Raw genomic sequence first — 16020 nt, forward strand, 5'->3', positions numbered from 1 at the left:
CGGCGGTCGCCGCCTTCGGGCCGGTGGGTGCGGTGCATGGGTCAGCGCCCTTCGACGAGCCCGAGGAAGTCCCGCTCGTTGCGCTCGGCCCGGCGGACGTACCAGCGGGCGGTGAGCCACATCAGGGGGTGGACGGCGACGCCGAGGGCCGCCCAGACGACCGCGCCGGGCGCCGGGGAGCCGTCGTCGAAGGCCGCCGGGAGGGCGAAGAAGAGGGGGAGTGTGCCGACGAGGAGGGCGAGCGAGGCGAGGGCGCAGAGCCCCGCGCGGAGCTGACTGCGCATCAGGGAGCGGACGTAGGTGGTGCCGAGGGTGGTGTGTTCGGTGATCTCGGACCTGGCGTGGGCGTGGCCCGGGGCCCGTCCGGCGGCGCGGGGCACACCGGTGACCACCTCGCGGCGGGGGCGTTGTTCCGCAGACATCGTCCGTCCGCTCCAGCGTCTCTCGGCGGTTCTTCCCGGAGGGCTCCCGGGCGGCATGGGGGAGTCTACGCAGGGGATTTGCCGGAAGGCAGAGGACCCGGGTTCAGTGCCGGGGCGGCGGGGAGCAGGCGCTCAGCGCGATCTCCAGCTCGACATAGGACTCCTCGGCCCGCCGGAAGGCGACCGCGAGCGCGGCCTCGGCGCGGGGGCCGACGAGCCCCTGGGCGGATTCATGGATCTCGTAGAGCACATCGGCCCAGCGCCCGGCGGCGCTTCTGACGCGGGTCAGCACGGCTTCGACGTCATGCGCGCCGGACACCCTGGTCGCCGGCAGGTTCCGGAGTTCCTCCAGCAGCGCTTCGATGTCGGTCATCGGACCCCTCACTCCCCGGCCAAGGCTATGCCTCCGGCGAGTCGGCGCACGGTGAATCCGGGAGGCGGCTCGGCCGACGGGGGACGGCGGTCGCCGGGCGGGTGTACGGGGTGGTGAACGGCGGCCGGGGCGCGGTGAGCGGTCGCCGCTCCGCGACGAACGGCGGCGGCGGCCGGTCAGCTCCGGGGGTGGCGCATCAGCAGCTCCCTCAGCTGCCGGGAGTGCCGGCGGCTGACGGCCAGTTCCGCCGTGCCCACCCGTACGGTGGTCGTGCCCGCGTCCAGACGGAGTTCGTCGATCCGGGCGAGGGCGACGAGATGGCTGCGGTGGATGCGGACGAAGCCGCGCGAGGCCCAGCGCTCCTCCAGGGTGGAGAGCGGGATCCGGACCAGATGGCTGCCGTTCTCGGTGTGCAGCCGGGCGTAGTCGCCCTGGGCCTCGACATAGGTGACGGCGTCGATCGGGATGAAGCGGGTGACCCCGCCCAGTTCGACGGGTATCTGCTCGGCGGCGCTGTGCACCGGGGCGGGGGCCTGCGGCCCGGCGCGCGGCGGGCGGGGCTCGCGCGCCGCTCCGACGAGGTCCCCGGCCCGCCGCACCGCTTCGGCGAGCCGCTCCCTGCGGACCGGTTTGAGCACATAGTCGACGGCCTTGAGGTCGAAGGCCTGGACGGCGAAGCCCTCGTGGGCGGTGACGAAGACGATCAGCGGCGGTTCGCTGAAGCGGGCGAGCAGCCGGGCGACGTCGAGCCCGGTGAGTCCGGCCATGTGGATGTCGAGGAAGACGACGTCGATCCCCTCGTCGCCGCCGGGCCCCGCGTCGAGGGCGTGGCTGATGCGGCGCAGGGCCTCGGTGGCGTCGGTGGCCCCTTCGGCACGGCTGATCCGGGGGTCCGACCGCAGCAGGTAGAGCAGTTCCTCGAGCGCCGGTCTCTCGTCGTCCACGGCCAGTACGCGCAGCATGGTGCGGAGTCTAGGACGTCCCTCCGCGAAGTCCCGGGCCCTTCGGATTCCGTACAACCTCCGGGGGCTCTCGGCGGTCACACCGGGACAAGGGCTTCTCCGACGGCCGCCGAGGCGTCCGTCACCACAGCGCAGGAAGAATGAAGACACCTATGCGACAGCGACAGCGACAGCACCTCCGCACCACCATCGCGACCACCGCGTCCGCCGCCCTCGTCGGCGGGCTGATCCTCGCCACGGGAGGCGGGGCCGCCGCCGCGCCGGCCGGGACGCCGGGCGACTTCAACGGCGACGGGTACCGCGACCTCGCGATCGGCGCGCCGCTCGGGAAGGCGGGCGGGAAGGCGAAGGCGGGGTACGTGGCCGTCGTCTACGGCACCAAGAACGGCCTCGACAAGTCCAGGCGCACCATCATCAGCCAGGCCACCGAGGGCATTCCGGGGACACCCGAGAGCGGGGACTACTTCGGCGACCGTCTCACCACCGGCGACCTGGACGGTGACGGCTACACCGATCTCGTGGTCGGCGTGCACTCCGAGCGGATCGGGAGCACGGACTCCTACGGCGTCCTCACCGTCGTCTGGGGCGGCCCGAAGGGGCTGAAGTCGGGCGTCGACCTCGCCTCGCCGCTGCCGGAGTACCGGAACGAGCTGGGCTGGGGCGTCGCCGCCGGTGACTTCGACGGGGACGGGCGGACCGATCTCGCCGCCCTCAACAACTCCATGCCCACGCTGAACATCTTCAAGGGCCCGGTCTCCCGTTCCGGGAAGGCGGCGGGCCGGACCAATATCGACACCGACAACGAGACCGGCGTCAGCGCGGCCGGCATCTTCGCGGGGAACGTCAACGGCGACGGCGCGACCGACCTGCTGGTGATGGGCCAGCAGTCGAGCGGCGACAACTACCTGACACGCAGCGTTCTGTACAAGGGGGGCAAGTCCGGCCTCAAGAGCGCGGGCAAGGTCGCCGGGGGCTACGAGGCGGCCATAGCCGATGTCGACAAGGACGGCTTCGGCGACATCATCACCGGCAACTTCATGGAGAAGTCCGCCGACGAGCCGAACGGCGGCCCCGGGGGCGCGATCACGGTGACCTACGGCAGCGCCGCCGGGCTGTCCACCCGTACCCCGGTCCGTATCACCCAGGACACCGCCAAGGTCCCCGGCACCGCCGCGAAGGGCGACCGGTTCGGCTGGAGCGTGTCCGCCGGTGACACCAATGGCGACGGGTACGCGGATGTCGCGATCGGCGCGATCGGCGAGGCCACCGGGAGCCTTCGGGCGACGGGCACGGTCACCGTGCTGCGCGGCTCTCGCGGCGGGCTGACCGGCACCGGCGCCAAGAGCTTCACGCAGAACACGGCGGGGGTCCCCGGCACCGCCGAGGCCCACGACCAGTTCGGCGCCGCCGTCAGGCTCATGGACAGCGACCGGAACGGCCGCGCGGAGCTGGTGGTCGGCGCGTACGCCGAGAACGACGGAGCGGGCTCGGTCTGGCTCTTCCCGTCCGACAAGAGCGGTGTCACCGCCACCGGTTCGACCTCGTTCGGCGCCGCCCAGGTCGGCGGGGCCGCCGGTCTTTCGTACTTCGGCCAGGTGCTCGCCGGCTGAGGCACCCGCCCGGCCGGGCGGGCTATTTGAGGAGGCGGGAGAGCCGGCGGTCGGCGAGCGGCCGGCCGCCGGTCTGGCAGGTGGGGCAGTACTGGAGCGAGGAGTCGCTGAAGGAGACCTCGCGGATGGTGTCGCCGCAGACCGGGCACGGTTCGCCGGTGCGGCCGTGGACGCGCAGACCGCTCTTCTTCTCCGCCTTGAGCCGGCCGGCGGCCACTCCCCGGGAGCGGGCGACGGCCTCTTCCAGGGTGCCGCGCAGAGCCTCGTACAGGGCGGTGATCTCGTCCTCGCCGAGATTGCGCACGGGTTTGAACGGGGACATCCTCGCGGCGTGCAGGATCTCGTCGCTGTAGGCGTTGCCGATGCCCGCGATCAGACTCTGGTCGCGGAGCGCGCCCTTGATCTGCCGCCGCTCCCCCGCGAGGAGCGCGGCGAAGGCGTCCCGGTCGAATCCGGCGGCGAGCGGATCGGGGCCGAGGCGGGCGACGCCGGGGACTTCGGCGGGGTCGCGGACGAGATGGACGGCGAGACGCTTGGCGGTACCGGCCTCGGTGAGGTCGAAGCCGCCGCCGGAGGCGAGGACGGTACGCAGGGCGAGCGGGCCCCGGCCGGGCCGGGGCGGCGCGGCGGGGAACTCGTCCTGCCAGCGGAGCCAGCCGGCGCGGGCGAGATGGACGACCAGATGGAGGGCGTCCGGTGCTTCTCCGGCGGTGATGTCCAGCCATTTGCCGTGCCGGGCGACGGCGGTGACCCGGGTGCCCTCGACGGCGCCCAGTGGCGGGTCGTAGGTCTTGAGCACGCTGATCGCCAGCGGCAGGACCCGGGCGATCTCCTGTCCCACGAGATGGCTGTCGAGGAACTCTCTGAGGGATTCCACTTCGGGCAGTTCGGGCATGCGTCCAGGGTGCCGTGGCGGCGGCGGGGGCGCAGGTTCACCGGGTCAGGCGGAGCAGTTCGGCGACCTCCTCGCCGAGGCCCTGGGCCAGCCGGTCCAGGTCCGGCACCGCCTTGCCGTCCGCGACCAGTCCCACATGCACCCGCCGCCCGTAGATCGTCAGCGCCACCGCCAGGGACTGCCCGCGCGCCAGCGGGGCCATCGGGTAGATCGCGCTCAGCGGACAGCCGCCCAGGGAGAGCGCCGAGCGCGGCAGCGGGACGCTGGTCACGAGGAGGTCGAAGAGCAGCCGGGCCGCGCCGCCCGCGAGCGGTGCGCCGAAGCGGTGGGCCAGCGGCGGGAGCTGGTCGGCCAGTACGGCGAGGGCCCCCGCGCCGCGCAGCGGGCCGGCCGCCCTGTTGCGGTCCATGGCGGTCCGGACGGCGTCCAGCCGGGCGCGCGGGTCGGGCTCGGTGACCGGCAGCTCCAGCAGATAGGCCGAGAGCCGGTTGGCCGAGCCGGGCGGGGAGCCGGGGCGGCGGCGGGAGACCGGGACCAGGGCGCGCGGCCCGGGGGCGGGCAGCGGCTCACCGCGCTCCGCCGCCCAGCGGCGGAGCGCACCGGACACCACGGTGAGCAGTACGTCGTTGACCGTGCCGCCGGCCACGTGGCGCACCCGCCGCACATCCTCCAGTTCGAGCCGGGCGGTGCCCAGTCTGCGGGTGCCGCTGGGCCCGGCCGAGAGGGCGGGCAGCCCGCGCGGGTCGAGACGGCTGGCCCGGACGATCGAGGCTCCGACGCCGACGGCCCGTCCCAGGTCGTCGATCCGGTCGCGGGCGAAGCCGATGAGCCGTCTGGGGTCGGCGGCCCCGGGCTCGTCGGGCGGGGTCCGCATCCGGCGGAGGCGGGCGGCGCGCGGGGCGGCGATCTCGTCGAAGACGCCCGCGCCGATGTCGACGGCGCGCATTCCGTCGGCGAGGGCGTGATGGAGTTTGACGAGCACGGCGAACTCCCCGCCGGGCCGGCCCGTGAGGAGATGCATCTCCCAGGGCGGCAGGCCCCGTTCGAGCGGCCGTTCCATGAGTTCCCCGGCGATCGCGGCGGCCTCGGCGGGGAAGTCGCCGCCCGGCAGCCGCAGCCGGTGGACATGGCGTCGTACGTCGAATTCCTTGTCGGCCCGCCAGGCCGCGCCGCCGACCGGGAGCAGGACGTCCCGTACCCGCATGCGCAGCCGGCGGATCGCGGCGGTGCGGGCGGTCAGGAGTTCCATGACGTCGTGGCCGCCGCGGTGGCGGTCCGCCGGGGCGAAGAAGGCGAGCGCGCCGAGGTGCATGGGGTGCCCGTCGGACTCCAGATGCCAGAAGGCCAGGTCCAGGGGGGCGAGAAGCTCGCTGCTCACGGTGTCCTCATGTCCTCGGACGTCGCGTCCGGAGGGAACGGTGTCCATCGATGCCGTCAGGAGGAATGTCCTATCGGGCCGGAGAACCGCAGTCAATCGCCTTCGGTCGATTGCGGCCAAGTATGATCAATTCACGTTCAATCAAGATAAAATATCCAGCTGATATTCACTCAGTCCTCCGACCGTCCCTGACCAGACCGTCCCTGGCCCGTCCGTCGCTGACCCGATCGGGCTCCGACCCGGAATTCACACCACACACATTTTCCGGTGCCGCGCGACTCCACACCCCAGGTGTCGGCCAGCCGGTCCACCAGCAGCAGACCGCGCCCGGAGACCCCGGACTCCCCCGCGTCCCGCCGTCTGGGCAGCGCGCTGGAGCGGTCCTCCACCTCGATCCGCAGCCGCCGCCCCACCCCCGAGAGCACCCGGGCCGTCACGATCGCCCCACCGTCGGTGTGCAGCAGCGCGTTGGTGATCAGCTCGTCGGCGGCGAGTTCGATCTCGTCGGTCCGCTCCCCGGCCCCCCAGGCGCGTACCGCCGAACGGACCATGTGGCGGGCCGAGACCAGCGCCTCGGGGTCGTTCTGGGCGACATGCTGCTGGAGCCGGCCACCCGTCTGCGGAGTGAACGCCCCCCGCCGGCGCAGCAGCAGCATCGCCACGTCGTCGTCGCCGCCGCGCTCGTCCACCACCTCGCAGAGCCGGTCCGCCAGCTGCTGGAGATCGCGCGGCCCGCCGCGCACCATCGCGGTCAGTAGCTGCATCCCGTCGTCGAGGTCGAAGCCGGGCTGCTCGACCAGGCCGTCGGTGTAGAGCAGCAGGGTCTGTCCCGGGTCCAGCTCCACGGTGGACACCGGGTACTCCAGCCGGCCGAACTCGGCCGAGAGCCCGAGCGGCAGCCCGCCCTCCACCGGGATTCTGCGGCAGCTGCCGTCGGTGTCGCGGAGCAGCGGATCGACATGACCGGCGCGCACCAGCTGCATCACCCCGGTGGACAGGTCCGCCTCGGCGTAGAGACAGGTCGCGAACCGGTCGGTGTCCAGCTCGTGGAGGAAGACGGAGGCGCGGGCCATCACGGTGGCCGGGGTGTGGCCCTCGGCCGCGTAGGCCCGCAGCACGATCCGCAGCTGTCCCATCACCGCCGCCGCGTCGGTGTCGTGGCCCTGTACGTCGCCGATGACCGCGCCCACCCGGCCGCCGGGCAGCGGGATGATGTCGTACCAGTCGCCGCCGATGTCCCGGCCCATCCGCGCCGAGCGGTAGCGCACCGCGATCTGCGCGCCGGGCACCTCGGGGATCCGGCGCGGCAGCATCGCCTGCTGGAGCCCCTCGGCGAGATCGTGCTCCTGGTCGTAGAGGATCGCCCGCTGGACGCTCTGGGCGATGCTGCTGCCGAGCGCGACGAGCACATCGCGCTCCTCGGAGCTGAATCCGGTGCGGTCGCTGTAGAGCAGTCCGAGCGCGCCGATCGGGCGGGCCTGGGCGATCAGCGGCAGATAGGCGGCGGAGGTGATGCCGAGCCCCGCCAGATGGGGCCAGAGGACGGGGAAGGAGCGCTCGAACTCCTCGCGGGACTCGATGAAGCACGGGGCGAGGGTCCGCACCACCTCGCTCATGGGGTACTGGTCGTCGACATGGGTGTAGCGGGTGCCGGGGATGAACGCCGCCTGCGGGCCCTCCGCCACCAGATGGATCCTGCCGCCCGCCTCCAGCAGGCCCATCACCAGACTGGCCGCCCCGAAGTGCTCCAGTCCGTGGACGTCCTGGAGGACGTCGATCACGTCCTTCACCGTCCGGGCGTGGGCCAGCGCGGCGGTGGTGGACTCGACCACCCCGGTCTGCCGTCTGCGGGCCGGTTCGGCCTCCATCCGGGCGGCGGAGTCGGCCAGTTCCTCCGTGGCGTCGCGGACGGTGCCGACGATCCTCTGGGGGCGGCCGGTGCCGTCCCGGTGGACATGGCCCTGGGTGTGCGTCCAGCGCAGAGTGCCGTCGGGGTGGCGGAAGCGGAAGTACACGCCGTAGTGCTCGCTGCCGTCCTTGAGCGCGCTGGCCACCTTCGCGTCCAGCCGGGCGGCCTCGCCCGGCGGCATCCGGGAGGTCAGGCTGGCCCGGCGGCCGTCGTAGTCGCCCGGCCGCAGCCCGAGCACCTCGAGGGCCGTCCGGTCCAGATGACAGAGCCCGCTCGCCAGGTCCCAGTCGAAGCTGCCGACACGGGTGAGGGCGAGGATCGCCTCCGGGCCCGCCGGCCAGTCGTCGGGAAGCGACGGGGCCCCCGCCGCCCGCTCAACCATGGAGCCACTCTGTCATCATTTGTCGGATTCTTCGACTGTCGGTGGTCTCTCAGCCCGCGAAGACGTCGGAGCCCTCGTCCAGGCCCGGGTCCAGGTCTTCTTCCAGGTACACGTCCAGGTCCTCGTCCGGCTCCCCGTCCTGTTCGAGGTCGTCACCGAGGGCGGGGTCGGGGACGGGCTCGGGGACGGGCTCGGCGGTACGCGGTACGGACGCCACCGGCGGCGGTGGCGGAGCGGGGGTCGGGGCCGTCGGGGCCGGGGCGGGGGTGCGCGACAGCGATTCGGCGGGCGGATAGCTGTAGAGGTTGTCCGGGGCATCGCCCGGCGGAAGCAGCTCGGGCCTGCTGTCCCGCTCCCCGTCGGTCCCGGTCGCCCGGTCGATCCAGCCGCTGTCGAGGACGTCGGCGAGCACCAGATGGCCGGCCACCCGGTCCGACGGCTCGATGACGACGATCCGCTCGGGCGCGTACCCGGCCCAGGGCCTGCCCCGGTGGACCACGGCCCCCTCCGCCGCGACCGGCGGCCGGAGCGGGTTGCCGCCCGCGCAGCGGACGCGCGGCACACCGCGCGGGTCGACCAGCACGGCGGTGCCCGCCTGGAGCACGGCCTGCCGGGCGACGTCCGAACCGGCCCGGTAGCCGTGCGCGGTGACCCTGGTGTCGGTGCGCAGCACGACCGGGGTCAGTTCGCGCAGAAAGCCCGCGAGCCCCGCCGGGGAGACCCCGGAGGCCCGGGCGAAGGCGCGCTCCTTGCCCCGGTCCTCGCCGATCAGATCGAGCTGGCGTTCGGCGTCGCAGCTGCCGACCGACTCGACCCCGCCGTAGAGGCCGGGCGTGCCGCCGGAGAGGGTGCGCAGGGTCTGTCCGCGCAGCGGCGCTCCGCGCGTCCCGGCGTTCGGCGCGGGCGGCCGGGGCTCGGGGGCCGCGAGGGACCGGACCGTCGATTCGGTGTACGGGTCGGGGCCCCGGGCGGCGACCGGCTGGAGGATCACCTCCTCGCCGGCGGGGGGCGCGGGGGCGGGGCCCGTCCCACAGCCGGCGAGCAGCGGCGCGAGACAGATCCCGGCGGCGATCGCGACGACCACGGGCCGGCGGCCCGGGGCTTCGGGCAGGCGCGGCCATCGGCCGCGCTCCGGGTACCGGCGACGACGCGTCGCGGTGTCGCGACGACGATTGGAACGCACGTGCCTCTCCCGCCTTCTCACCCTGCTTCGGTCCCTCAAGTTCTGCCGGACTCCCACCGCCCCCGCCACTTGAACGCCCCGGGCAGGGTGCGTACGCTCGGGGCCACAACACTTGAACACGTTCAGATCTGGAGGGCACGGGGGATGTCAGTGCTGGTCAGCCTGATCGGAAGAGTGGTCCGCTCGGGGGTCGGGGCGGCCGTCGGGCCCATGTGCCCGTCCGCCGGACGGCCCTCGCCCGTCCGGCGGGCGCTCACCTACCAGGAGGTCGGCGCCACCCGCTCCGAACCGCTCCCCGACGGCTACGGCCATCTGCGCCACACCGCGCCGATGGGGCACGGCCGGGCGGTCTTCGAGGCAGCCGGTGCGGCCGTGCTCGACTGGCGGATGCACCGGCTCTCCGGGATCCGGCTGCGCGCGTCCTCGGAGCGGGCCGACCCCGGCGTCCGGGTCGAACTCTCCCTCGGCACGGGCCCGCTGCGGCTCGGCGGCCGGTGCGAGGTGGTGTGGGCGGTGGACGACGGCCGGCGGGCCGGTTTCGGCTACGGCACGCTCACCGGCCATCCCGAGTGCGGCGAGGAGTCGTTCGTGGTGGAGCTGCGGGACGACGGCTCGGTGTGGTTCACCGTGACGGCCTTCAGCCGTCCGGCCCGCTGGTACAGCCGCGCGGCCGGGCCGCTCGTCCCGCTGTTCCAGCGGTGGTACGCCCGAAGGCTCGGCCGCACCGTGCGCCGGATCGCCGCCCACCCTGATACTGGTGGTGATGGAGTGGTTCGTCGACGGTGACTACTGGCTGAGCCGGCTGGTCTTCCAGCGGGTCCTGGCCGCCGTGTATCTGGTCGCCTTCCTCACCGCCGCGTTGCAGTTCCGGGCGCTGATCGGGGAGAAGGGCATGCTTCCGGTGCCCGAGTTCGTCCGCCGGACGCGCTTTCGGGACGCTCCCGGGCTCTTCTGGCCGTACTACTCCGACCGGCTGTTCGCACTCTGCTGCTGGACCGGGGCGGCGCTGTCGGCGGCCCTGGTGGCGGGCGCTGCGGACCGGCTGCCGCTCGCGGCGGCGATGGCCTGGTGGGCGGTCCTGTGGGTGCTGTATCTGTCGATCGTCAATGTGGGGCAGAACTGGTACGGATTCGGCTGGGAATCGCTGCTGCTGGAGACCGGCTTCCTCGCCGTCTTCCTCGGCAACGAGCGAACCGCTCCCCCCGTGCTCGTCCTCCTCCTGCTGCGCTGGGTGCTGTTCCGGGTGGAGTTCGGCGCGGGCCTGATCAAGATCCGGGGAGACCGCTGCTGGCGCGATCTGACCTGTCTGTACTACCACCACGAGACCCAGCCGATGCCGGGCCCACTGAGCTGGTTCTTCCACCGGCTGCCCCGGCCGCTGCACCGGGCCGAGGCCGCCGCCAGCCATACGGTCCAACTGGTCCTGCCCGTGCTGCTCTTCACCCCTCAGCCGGTGGCGACCTTCGCCGCCGCCGCCATCGTGCTGACCCAGCTGTGGCTGGTGCTCTCGGGCAACTTCTCCTGGCTGAACTGGCTGACCATCGCCCTCGCACTCTCCGCCATGGACCTCTCCCGCCTCACCGCCCCGCCCGCACACCCTCCCCCGTTCCCACTCTGGTACGAGATCACGGTGATCGCGGTCACCGGTGCCGTGCTGGTGCTGAGTTACCGCCCCGCACGCAATCTGCTCTCCCGGCGGCAGCAGATGAACCGCTCCTACGACTCCCTCCATCTGGTCAACGCCTACGGCGCTTTCGGCACAGTGGGGCGGGTCCGCATGGAGCTGGTGGTGGAGGGCACCGACGAGACCCGACCGCACGAGGGCACGGTCTGGCGGGAGTACGGCTTCAAGGGAAAACCGACGGACGTGCGCCGCCTCCCCCGCCAGTTCGCCCCCTACCATCTGCGGCTCGACTGGATGATGTGGTTCGCCGCGCTCTCCCCCGTCTACGCCCGCCCCTGGTTCGGTCCGTTCGTACAACGCCTCCTGGAGAACGACCGGGACACCCTGCGACTGCTGGCGCACAACCCCTTCCCCGACGCACCCCCCGCCCACGTCCGCGCCCGGCTCTACCGGTACCGGTTCACCACCTGGCGGGAGCTTCGGACCACCGGGGCCTGGTGGCACCGCACCTTCGTACGGGAGTATCTGCGGCCGACCCGGCTGAGCCGCTGAGCGGGCAGAGGGCCCGGGCACGGGACTGCCCCCGCCATGGCGGTGGCGGGGGCAGTCCCGTGGCGTGCGGGCTCAGTCGACGCCCTGCAGGATGTGCGGCTCGGCGAGGTCTTCCTCGTACCCCGCGAGCCGGATCGGCGCCGATCGGGCCCAGACTTCCAGGCTGCCCAGCTCATCGGGCCGGCGAACCCGCTCGCGGATACGTTCCGGCGGTCGATGGTCGTGCTTCTTGACTTCAGTTGTCACCGCGCACTCCTCTGTGTCGCGTAACTGGGACAGGGCGGTTCGGTCGCGGTGGCGCCGGCTCTCTGGCGGGATCGCGGCCTGGTTGCAGACGTGTCCCAGGACGGCCAAGGGGCTTTCGTGAGCCCTTTGGTGGCGTCCATGCACCTCAGATTAACCAAATGAGCAGAGCATCGCTCGATGGGGCCTCACATTCCGCTTAATTCAGGCCAACGAGCCATCCCTATAAGGGATTTGTGGTCGTATTGTCGGCCTGATCCGGAACCCGAATGGAGTAACCGGCCTCTCCGCCGAGGGAGTGACCCGGCACTGGACCGTCCGGGTGACCGGCGCGGGCGCTCCCGCCCCGCCGGGGTCGCCCGGCTCAGCGGATCCTGTCGTAGACGAGGGCCGGGGTGCCGTGCTCGCCCGCGCTCCGGCTGACGAGCGCCCATCGTGTCGCGGGGATACCGTCCTCGAACAGGCACGGTCCGCGCCGATGACGGTCGGCCAGAAACCGAGGAATCCCTCGGCGTTGACCCGGCCGAGCAGGGCCGTGAAGACGAGGCCGCCGTACGGGAGCAGCGGGGAGAGCCGGTGGACGAGGCGCTCGCCGGGGCGCGCCTCGTCGACGACTCCCTCCGCGCGGCCGTCGGCCCACCCCGGCTCCTGGGCAGCGAGGCGCTCCGAGTGGATGTTGCGCCCGTAGCGGTCGTAGGTGGCGCGCGGACCGTCGGCGCTTTCGGCGAGTCGGCCGAGCGCGTCCGCCAGCTCCCGCAGAGGAGCGCGTACACACAGCGTTGGCCGGAAACCGACAGATGGACGGCGGTACGGGCGCGGGGCCGGGCTCGTACCGCCGTCCATCGGCGGAGAGGTGTGGTGGTGCGGTTACCAGTTCGCGGGGGCGTAGTCCTTGAGGAAGCAGCCGTACAGATCCTCGCCGGCCTCGCCGCGCACGATGGGGTCGTAGACCCGGGCCGCGCCGTCGACCAGGTCGAGGGGGGCGTGGAAGCCCTCGGCGGCGAGGCGCATCTTGTCGGGGTGCGGGCGCTCGTCGGTGATCCAGCCGGTGTCGACGGCGGTCATGAGGATGCCGTCGGTCTCGAACATCTCCTGGCCGCTGGTGCGGGTGAGCATGTTCAGCGCCGCCTTGGCCATGTTGGTGTGCGGGTGGCCCGCGCCCTTGTAGCCGCGGCTGAAGACGCCCTCCATCGCGGAGACGTTGACGACGTAGGTACGGCGGGCCTCGGCAGCGGCCATCGCCGGGCGGAGCCGGCTGATCAGGATGAACGGCGCGGTGGAGTTGCAGAGCTGGACCTCCAGCAGCTCCACCGGGTCGACCTCGGAGACCGTCTGGATCCAGCTGTTGGTGTCGTGCAGGTCGGGCACGAGACCGCCCGCGTCGATCGCGGTGCCGGCCTCGATCCGCGCGGGCGTGGCTGAGCCGGAGACCAGGGCGAGACCGGTGACGTCCTCGGCGCTCAGCCCCTCGCGGGTCGCCGAGGGAAGCGCGGCGACCGAGTCCACCGCGCCGCTGCCGAAGGTGCCGATGATCTGGGCGGGCGGCAGCACGCCGGCGGGCAGCGGGGCCGACTCGGCGGCGAGCAGCTCGCTGTACGCCTGCGGGGAGCGGCGCACGGTCTGCGCGGCGTTGTTGATCAGGATGTCCAGCGGGCCTTCGGCGGCGACCGAGTCGGCGAGCGCGACGACCTGGGCCGGGTCGCGGAGGTCGATTCCGACGATCTTGAGGCGGTGGATCCACTCGTCGCTGTCCGGCATCGCCTTGAAGCGCCGGATGGCGTCATGGGGGAAGCGGGTGGTGACCGTGGTGTGCGCGCCGTCGCGCAGCAGGCGCAGCGCGATGTACATACCGATCTTGGCCCGACCACCGGTGAGGAGGGCGCGCTTGCCGGTGAGGTCGGTACGGGCGTCCCGGCGGGCGCGGTTCTCGGCGGCGCACTTCTGGCAGAGCTGGTGGTAGAAGGCGTCGACCTCGACGTAGCGGGTCTTGCAGATGTAGCAGGACCGGGGGCGCTGGAGTATGCCCGCGATCTCGCCGGTGACGGAGGAGGACGGCAGCAGCCCCTCGGTCTCGTCGTCGATCCGCTCGGCGGAGCCGGTGGCGGTGGCCTCGGTGACGGACCGGTCGTGCGCGGTCTTGGCGGCGCGGCGCTCCTGGCGGCGGCGCTGCTTGACCGTGCGGTAGATGCCGGCGGTGGCGCGGCGCACCATGATCGCGTCGGGGTGGTCGACGTCCAGCTTGTCGAGCTCGTCGAGCACGCTCAGGCAGACGGCCAACCGCTCCGGGTCGATTCCGGGGCCGTGGATGGGGCTGTCCTCTGTCACCGTCATGGCGTTGGCGTTCCTCGATCACTCACGAGCTGCGGGGTTTCAAAAGCGCAACTTTACTGAGCGAAAGGGTGACGGCCAAATGCGCGACCGGGTCTCCGGGGGCGGCGATCCCGCCGAGGACCGAGCGCGCCCGCGAGGGCACGGGACGGGTGTGGTGAAGGACACGGTCGCGGCCGTTGGGTCACGTATGGGCGAGGAGTTCCCCGTACAGCGCGTGGACGCGTCGGGCGGCCCGCTCCCAGACGAACTCGCGCACCACGCGGCGGCGGCCGGCCGCGCCCATCCGGGCGGCTTCCCCGGGGTCGTCCAGGACCCGGTTGAGGGCCTGGGTCAGCCCCGACTCGAAGGCCTCGGGGTGCCGGGCGTCGTAGGGCACCAGCAGTCCGGTGGTCCCGTCGTCCACCACCTCGGGGATGCCGCCGACGGCGGAGGCGACCACCGCGGTGCCGCAGGCCATGGCCTCCAGGTTGATCATGCCCAGCGGTTCGCGGACGGACGGGCAGACGAGCACCGTCGCATGGCTGAGCAGCTGGACGAGCCGGGGGCGCGGCAGGGTCCCGGGTATCCAGCGCACGCCGTCGCGCACCCGGTCCAGCTCCGCGATCAGCTCGCGCGCCTCGGCGTCGGCCGGGGTGTCGCCGGGCGGGCCCGTGCAGAGGACGAGCTGTGCCTCGGGATCGAGGGCGTGGGCCGCGCGCAGCAGGTGCGGCAGGCCCTTGTGGCCGGTGAGGCGGCCGACGAAGAGCGCGTAGGGGCGGGTCGGGTCGACGCCGGTCCGCTCCAGCGCGTCGGTCTCGTGGTCGGGGCGGAAGAGGAGGGTGTCGACGCCGCCGGGGATGACCCGGACCCTGGCGGGGTCGAGGGCGGGGTGGGCGGCGAGGATGTCCTGCCGCATCCGCCGGGAGAGGGTGACGACCGCGTCCGCCGCCCCGATCGCGGTGCGCTCGGCCCAGCCCGCGAAGGTGTCGACGCCGGGGGGCCGGGGGTGCGGCGCCGGGGTCAGGGAGTGCACGGTGATCACATGGGGCACCCCGTACAGGAGTTTGGCGAGATGGCCCGCGAGCGAGGCGTACCAGGTGTGGGAGTGGACCAGCTCACGGCCCGCCAGTTCGGCGGCCATCGCCAGGTCGACGGAGAGCGCGCCGAGCGCGGGGTCGGCTCCGGCGAGGGAGGCGGCGGGCCGGTGGCGGAGCACGCCCTCGGCCTCCCCGTCGCCCCAGCAGTGGACCTCCAGATCGGCGAGGGCCCGTAACTCCCGGGCGAGGAACTCGACATGGGCTCCGGCTCCCCCGGTGACGTCCGGGGGGTATTCGCGAGTGAGCAGTCCCACCTTCACCCCATGATGGTCACTCACCGGGGGCGTACGGGGAAGACGGCCGCCGGGACCGTCAGTGCTCGGCCCGCCGGGGCGGGCGGTCGAAGACGCAGTCGCCGCAGAGTCCGCCGCGCGGGGCGCGGTAGTAGAGACAGCAGCTGTTGCGCCGCATCCGGGGGCCGTGGACGGTGCCCGCCAGTTCGGGGTGGCGGAGGAGTCCCTCGGCGAGGGCCGCCGCCCGGACGGCGGCCTCGGGGCGGCCCGCGCCGCGCGCCCAGTCCTCGATCTGCCGTACGGCCCCGGCGAGCGCGGATCCGGCGTTGCCCTGGAGCAGCCGGCGGGAGACGGGGGTGTCGTGGCGGAGCGCCTCGGCGAGCGGTGTGAGGTGGGTGAGCTGGACGGTGTCGTGGAGGGTGTCGACGGTGGCGGGCCGGGTGCCGGGGGCGGCGGTCAGGTCGAGCCAGAGGTCGTCGGGGGACGTCCGGTCGGGGGACCAGTGGAGCCGGGCGGGGTCGAGGTCGGGGAGTTCGCCGGTGAGGACGGCCGCGCCCAGCGCGACGGACCACAGCCGGGCGGCCAGTCCCAGCTGGGCGATGGAGGCGGCGACCCGGCGCTCGGGGGGCGTGTGGCGTTCGGCGACGATGTCGACACGCCGGGTGAGGGGGGCGAGGTCCCCCGCGTACACCTGGGCCAGCGGCACCGCGCCGGGCCCGGGCCGCGGGGTGTCGGCGGAGGTCCGCAGGGCGAAGAATCCGCCGATCGAGCCCAGCTCCCGAAGATCCACGCCGTCCGCTCCCGTCCGTCACCCGTTCGTGATCGCCGGTGACCACACTAGTCATGT

14 protein-coding genes are annotated in these 16020 nt (G+C 73.1%); 3 read left to right on the plus strand and 11 right to left on the minus strand.

Going from position 1 to position 16020, the window contains the following annotated elements:
- Window positions 1-41 precede the first annotated feature (41 nt).
- The 3 genes from ABD371_RS17130 to ABD371_RS17140 form a co-directional block, all read right to left on the minus strand.
- On the minus strand, window positions 42-422 hold the full coding sequence (locus ABD371_RS17130; protein ID WP_344477751.1) for a hypothetical protein: 381 nt from the start codon (window positions 420-422) through the stop codon (window positions 42-44).
- 103 nt (window positions 423-525) lie between these two features.
- Window positions 526-795, minus strand: coding sequence for a hypothetical protein (locus tag ABD371_RS17135; protein ID WP_344477753.1), 270 nt, complete (start codon window positions 793-795; stop codon window positions 526-528).
- Window positions 796-971: 176 nt separating this feature from the next.
- Window positions 972-1757, minus strand: a complete 786-nt coding sequence (locus ABD371_RS17140; protein ID WP_344477755.1) for a LytR/AlgR family response regulator transcription factor — start codon at window positions 1755-1757, stop codon at window positions 972-974.
- 152 nt (window positions 1758-1909) lie between these two features.
- On the opposite strand from ABD371_RS17140, the gene ABD371_RS17145 reads away from it, so the two are divergent.
- Window positions 1910-3367 (plus strand): FG-GAP and VCBS repeat-containing protein, encoded by a 1458-nt coding sequence (locus tag ABD371_RS17145; RefSeq protein WP_344477757.1) that lies wholly within the window; start codon window positions 1910-1912, stop codon window positions 3365-3367.
- A 22-nt stretch (window positions 3368-3389) separates the two neighbouring features.
- Here ABD371_RS17145 and ABD371_RS17150 read toward each other — a convergent pair whose 3' ends face one another.
- The 4 genes from ABD371_RS17150 to ABD371_RS17165 all read right to left on the minus strand — a co-directional run bounded on the left by ABD371_RS17150 (window position 3390) and on the right by ABD371_RS17165 (window position 9114).
- Window positions 3390-4262, minus strand: coding sequence for an Fpg/Nei family DNA glycosylase (locus ABD371_RS17150; protein ID WP_344477759.1), 873 nt, complete (start codon window positions 4260-4262; stop codon window positions 3390-3392).
- A 37-nt stretch (window positions 4263-4299) separates the two neighbouring features.
- Window positions 4300-5640 carry a wax ester/triacylglycerol synthase family O-acyltransferase gene (locus ABD371_RS17155; protein ID WP_344477761.1) on the minus strand — a complete coding sequence of 447 codons (1341 nt, stop codon included), beginning with the start codon at window positions 5638-5640 and terminating at the stop codon, window positions 4300-4302.
- A gap of 170 nt (window positions 5641-5810) precedes the next feature.
- A complete protein-coding gene (locus ABD371_RS17160; RefSeq protein WP_344477763.1) occupies window positions 5811-7931 on the minus strand; it encodes a SpoIIE family protein phosphatase in 2121 nt (706 codons plus the stop codon).
- Between the two features lie 49 nt (window positions 7932-7980).
- Window positions 7981-9114 carry a DUF6777 domain-containing protein gene (locus ABD371_RS17165; RefSeq protein WP_344477765.1) on the minus strand — a complete coding sequence of 378 codons (1134 nt, stop codon included), beginning with the start codon at window positions 9112-9114 and terminating at the stop codon, window positions 7981-7983.
- 210 nt (window positions 9115-9324) lie between these two features.
- Between ABD371_RS17165 and ABD371_RS17170 the strand changes: the two genes are divergently transcribed.
- Entirely contained in the window at window positions 9325-9900 is a 576-nt protein-coding gene (locus ABD371_RS17170) for a DUF1990 domain-containing protein (protein ID WP_344477849.1), read from the plus strand.
- Window positions 9878-11290 (plus strand): lipase maturation factor family protein, encoded by a 1413-nt coding sequence (locus tag ABD371_RS17175; RefSeq protein WP_344477767.1) that lies wholly within the window; start codon window positions 9878-9880, stop codon window positions 11288-11290. The genes ABD371_RS17170 and ABD371_RS17175 overlap by 23 nt, the downstream gene beginning before the upstream one ends.
- Before the next feature lie 72 nt (window positions 11291-11362).
- Here ABD371_RS17175 and ABD371_RS17180 read toward each other — a convergent pair whose 3' ends face one another.
- From ABD371_RS17180 to ABD371_RS17200, 4 genes are all read right to left on the minus strand, one after another.
- Entirely contained in the window at window positions 11363-11536 is a 174-nt protein-coding gene (locus ABD371_RS17180; protein WP_344477857.1) for a hypothetical protein, read from the minus strand.
- 864 nt (window positions 11537-12400) lie between these two features.
- Window positions 12401-13864 carry an SDR family NAD(P)-dependent oxidoreductase gene (locus ABD371_RS17190; protein WP_344477769.1) on the minus strand — a complete coding sequence of 488 codons (1464 nt, stop codon included), beginning with the start codon at window positions 13862-13864 and terminating at the stop codon, window positions 12401-12403.
- 181 nt (window positions 13865-14045) lie between these two features.
- Window positions 14046-15194 carry a glycogen synthase gene (gene glgA / locus ABD371_RS17195; RefSeq protein ID WP_344477851.1) on the minus strand — a complete coding sequence of 383 codons (1149 nt, stop codon included), beginning with the start codon at window positions 15192-15194 and terminating at the stop codon, window positions 14046-14048.
- Window positions 15195-15252: 58 nt separating this feature from the next.
- Entirely contained in the window at window positions 15253-15963 is a 711-nt protein-coding gene (locus ABD371_RS17200; RefSeq protein WP_344477771.1) for a (2Fe-2S)-binding protein, read from the minus strand.
- Window positions 15964-16020: the final 57 nt, after the last annotated feature.

Source organism: Streptomyces amakusaensis, assembly GCF_039532665.1.
Lineage (GTDB): Bacteria > Actinomycetota > Actinomycetes > Streptomycetales > Streptomycetaceae > Streptomyces > Streptomyces amakusaensis.

What these genes read in the sequence shown, in the direction of transcription:
- ABD371_RS17130 (WP_344477751.1), bottom strand. Translation starts at nt 422, where the DNA reads ATGTCTGCGGAACAACGCCCCCGCCGCGAGGTGGTCACCGGTGTGCCC.
- ABD371_RS17135 (WP_344477753.1), bottom strand. Translation starts at nt 795, where the DNA reads ATGACCGACATCGAAGCGCTGCTGGAGGAACTCCGGAACCTGCCGGCG.
- ABD371_RS17140 (WP_344477755.1), bottom strand. Translation starts at nt 1,757, where the DNA reads ATGCTGCGCGTACTGGCCGTGGACGACGAGAGACCGGCGCTCGAGGAA.
- ABD371_RS17145 (WP_344477757.1), top strand. Translation starts at nt 1,910, where the DNA reads ATGCGACAGCGACAGCGACAGCACCTCCGCACCACCATCGCGACCACC.
- ABD371_RS17150 (WP_344477759.1), bottom strand. Translation starts at nt 4,262, where the DNA reads ATGCCCGAACTGCCCGAAGTGGAATCCCTCAGAGAGTTCCTCGACAGC.
- ABD371_RS17160 (WP_344477763.1), bottom strand. Translation starts at nt 7,931, where the DNA reads ATGGTTGAGCGGGCGGCGGGGGCCCCGTCGCTTCCCGACGACTGGCCG.
- ABD371_RS17170 (WP_344477849.1), top strand. Translation starts at nt 9,325, where the DNA reads ATGTGCCCGTCCGCCGGACGGCCCTCGCCCGTCCGGCGGGCGCTCACC.
- ABD371_RS17175 (WP_344477767.1), top strand. Translation starts at nt 9,878, where the DNA reads ATGGAGTGGTTCGTCGACGGTGACTACTGGCTGAGCCGGCTGGTCTTC.
- ABD371_RS17190 (WP_344477769.1), bottom strand. Translation starts at nt 13,864, where the DNA reads ATGACGGTGACAGAGGACAGCCCCATCCACGGCCCCGGAATCGACCCG.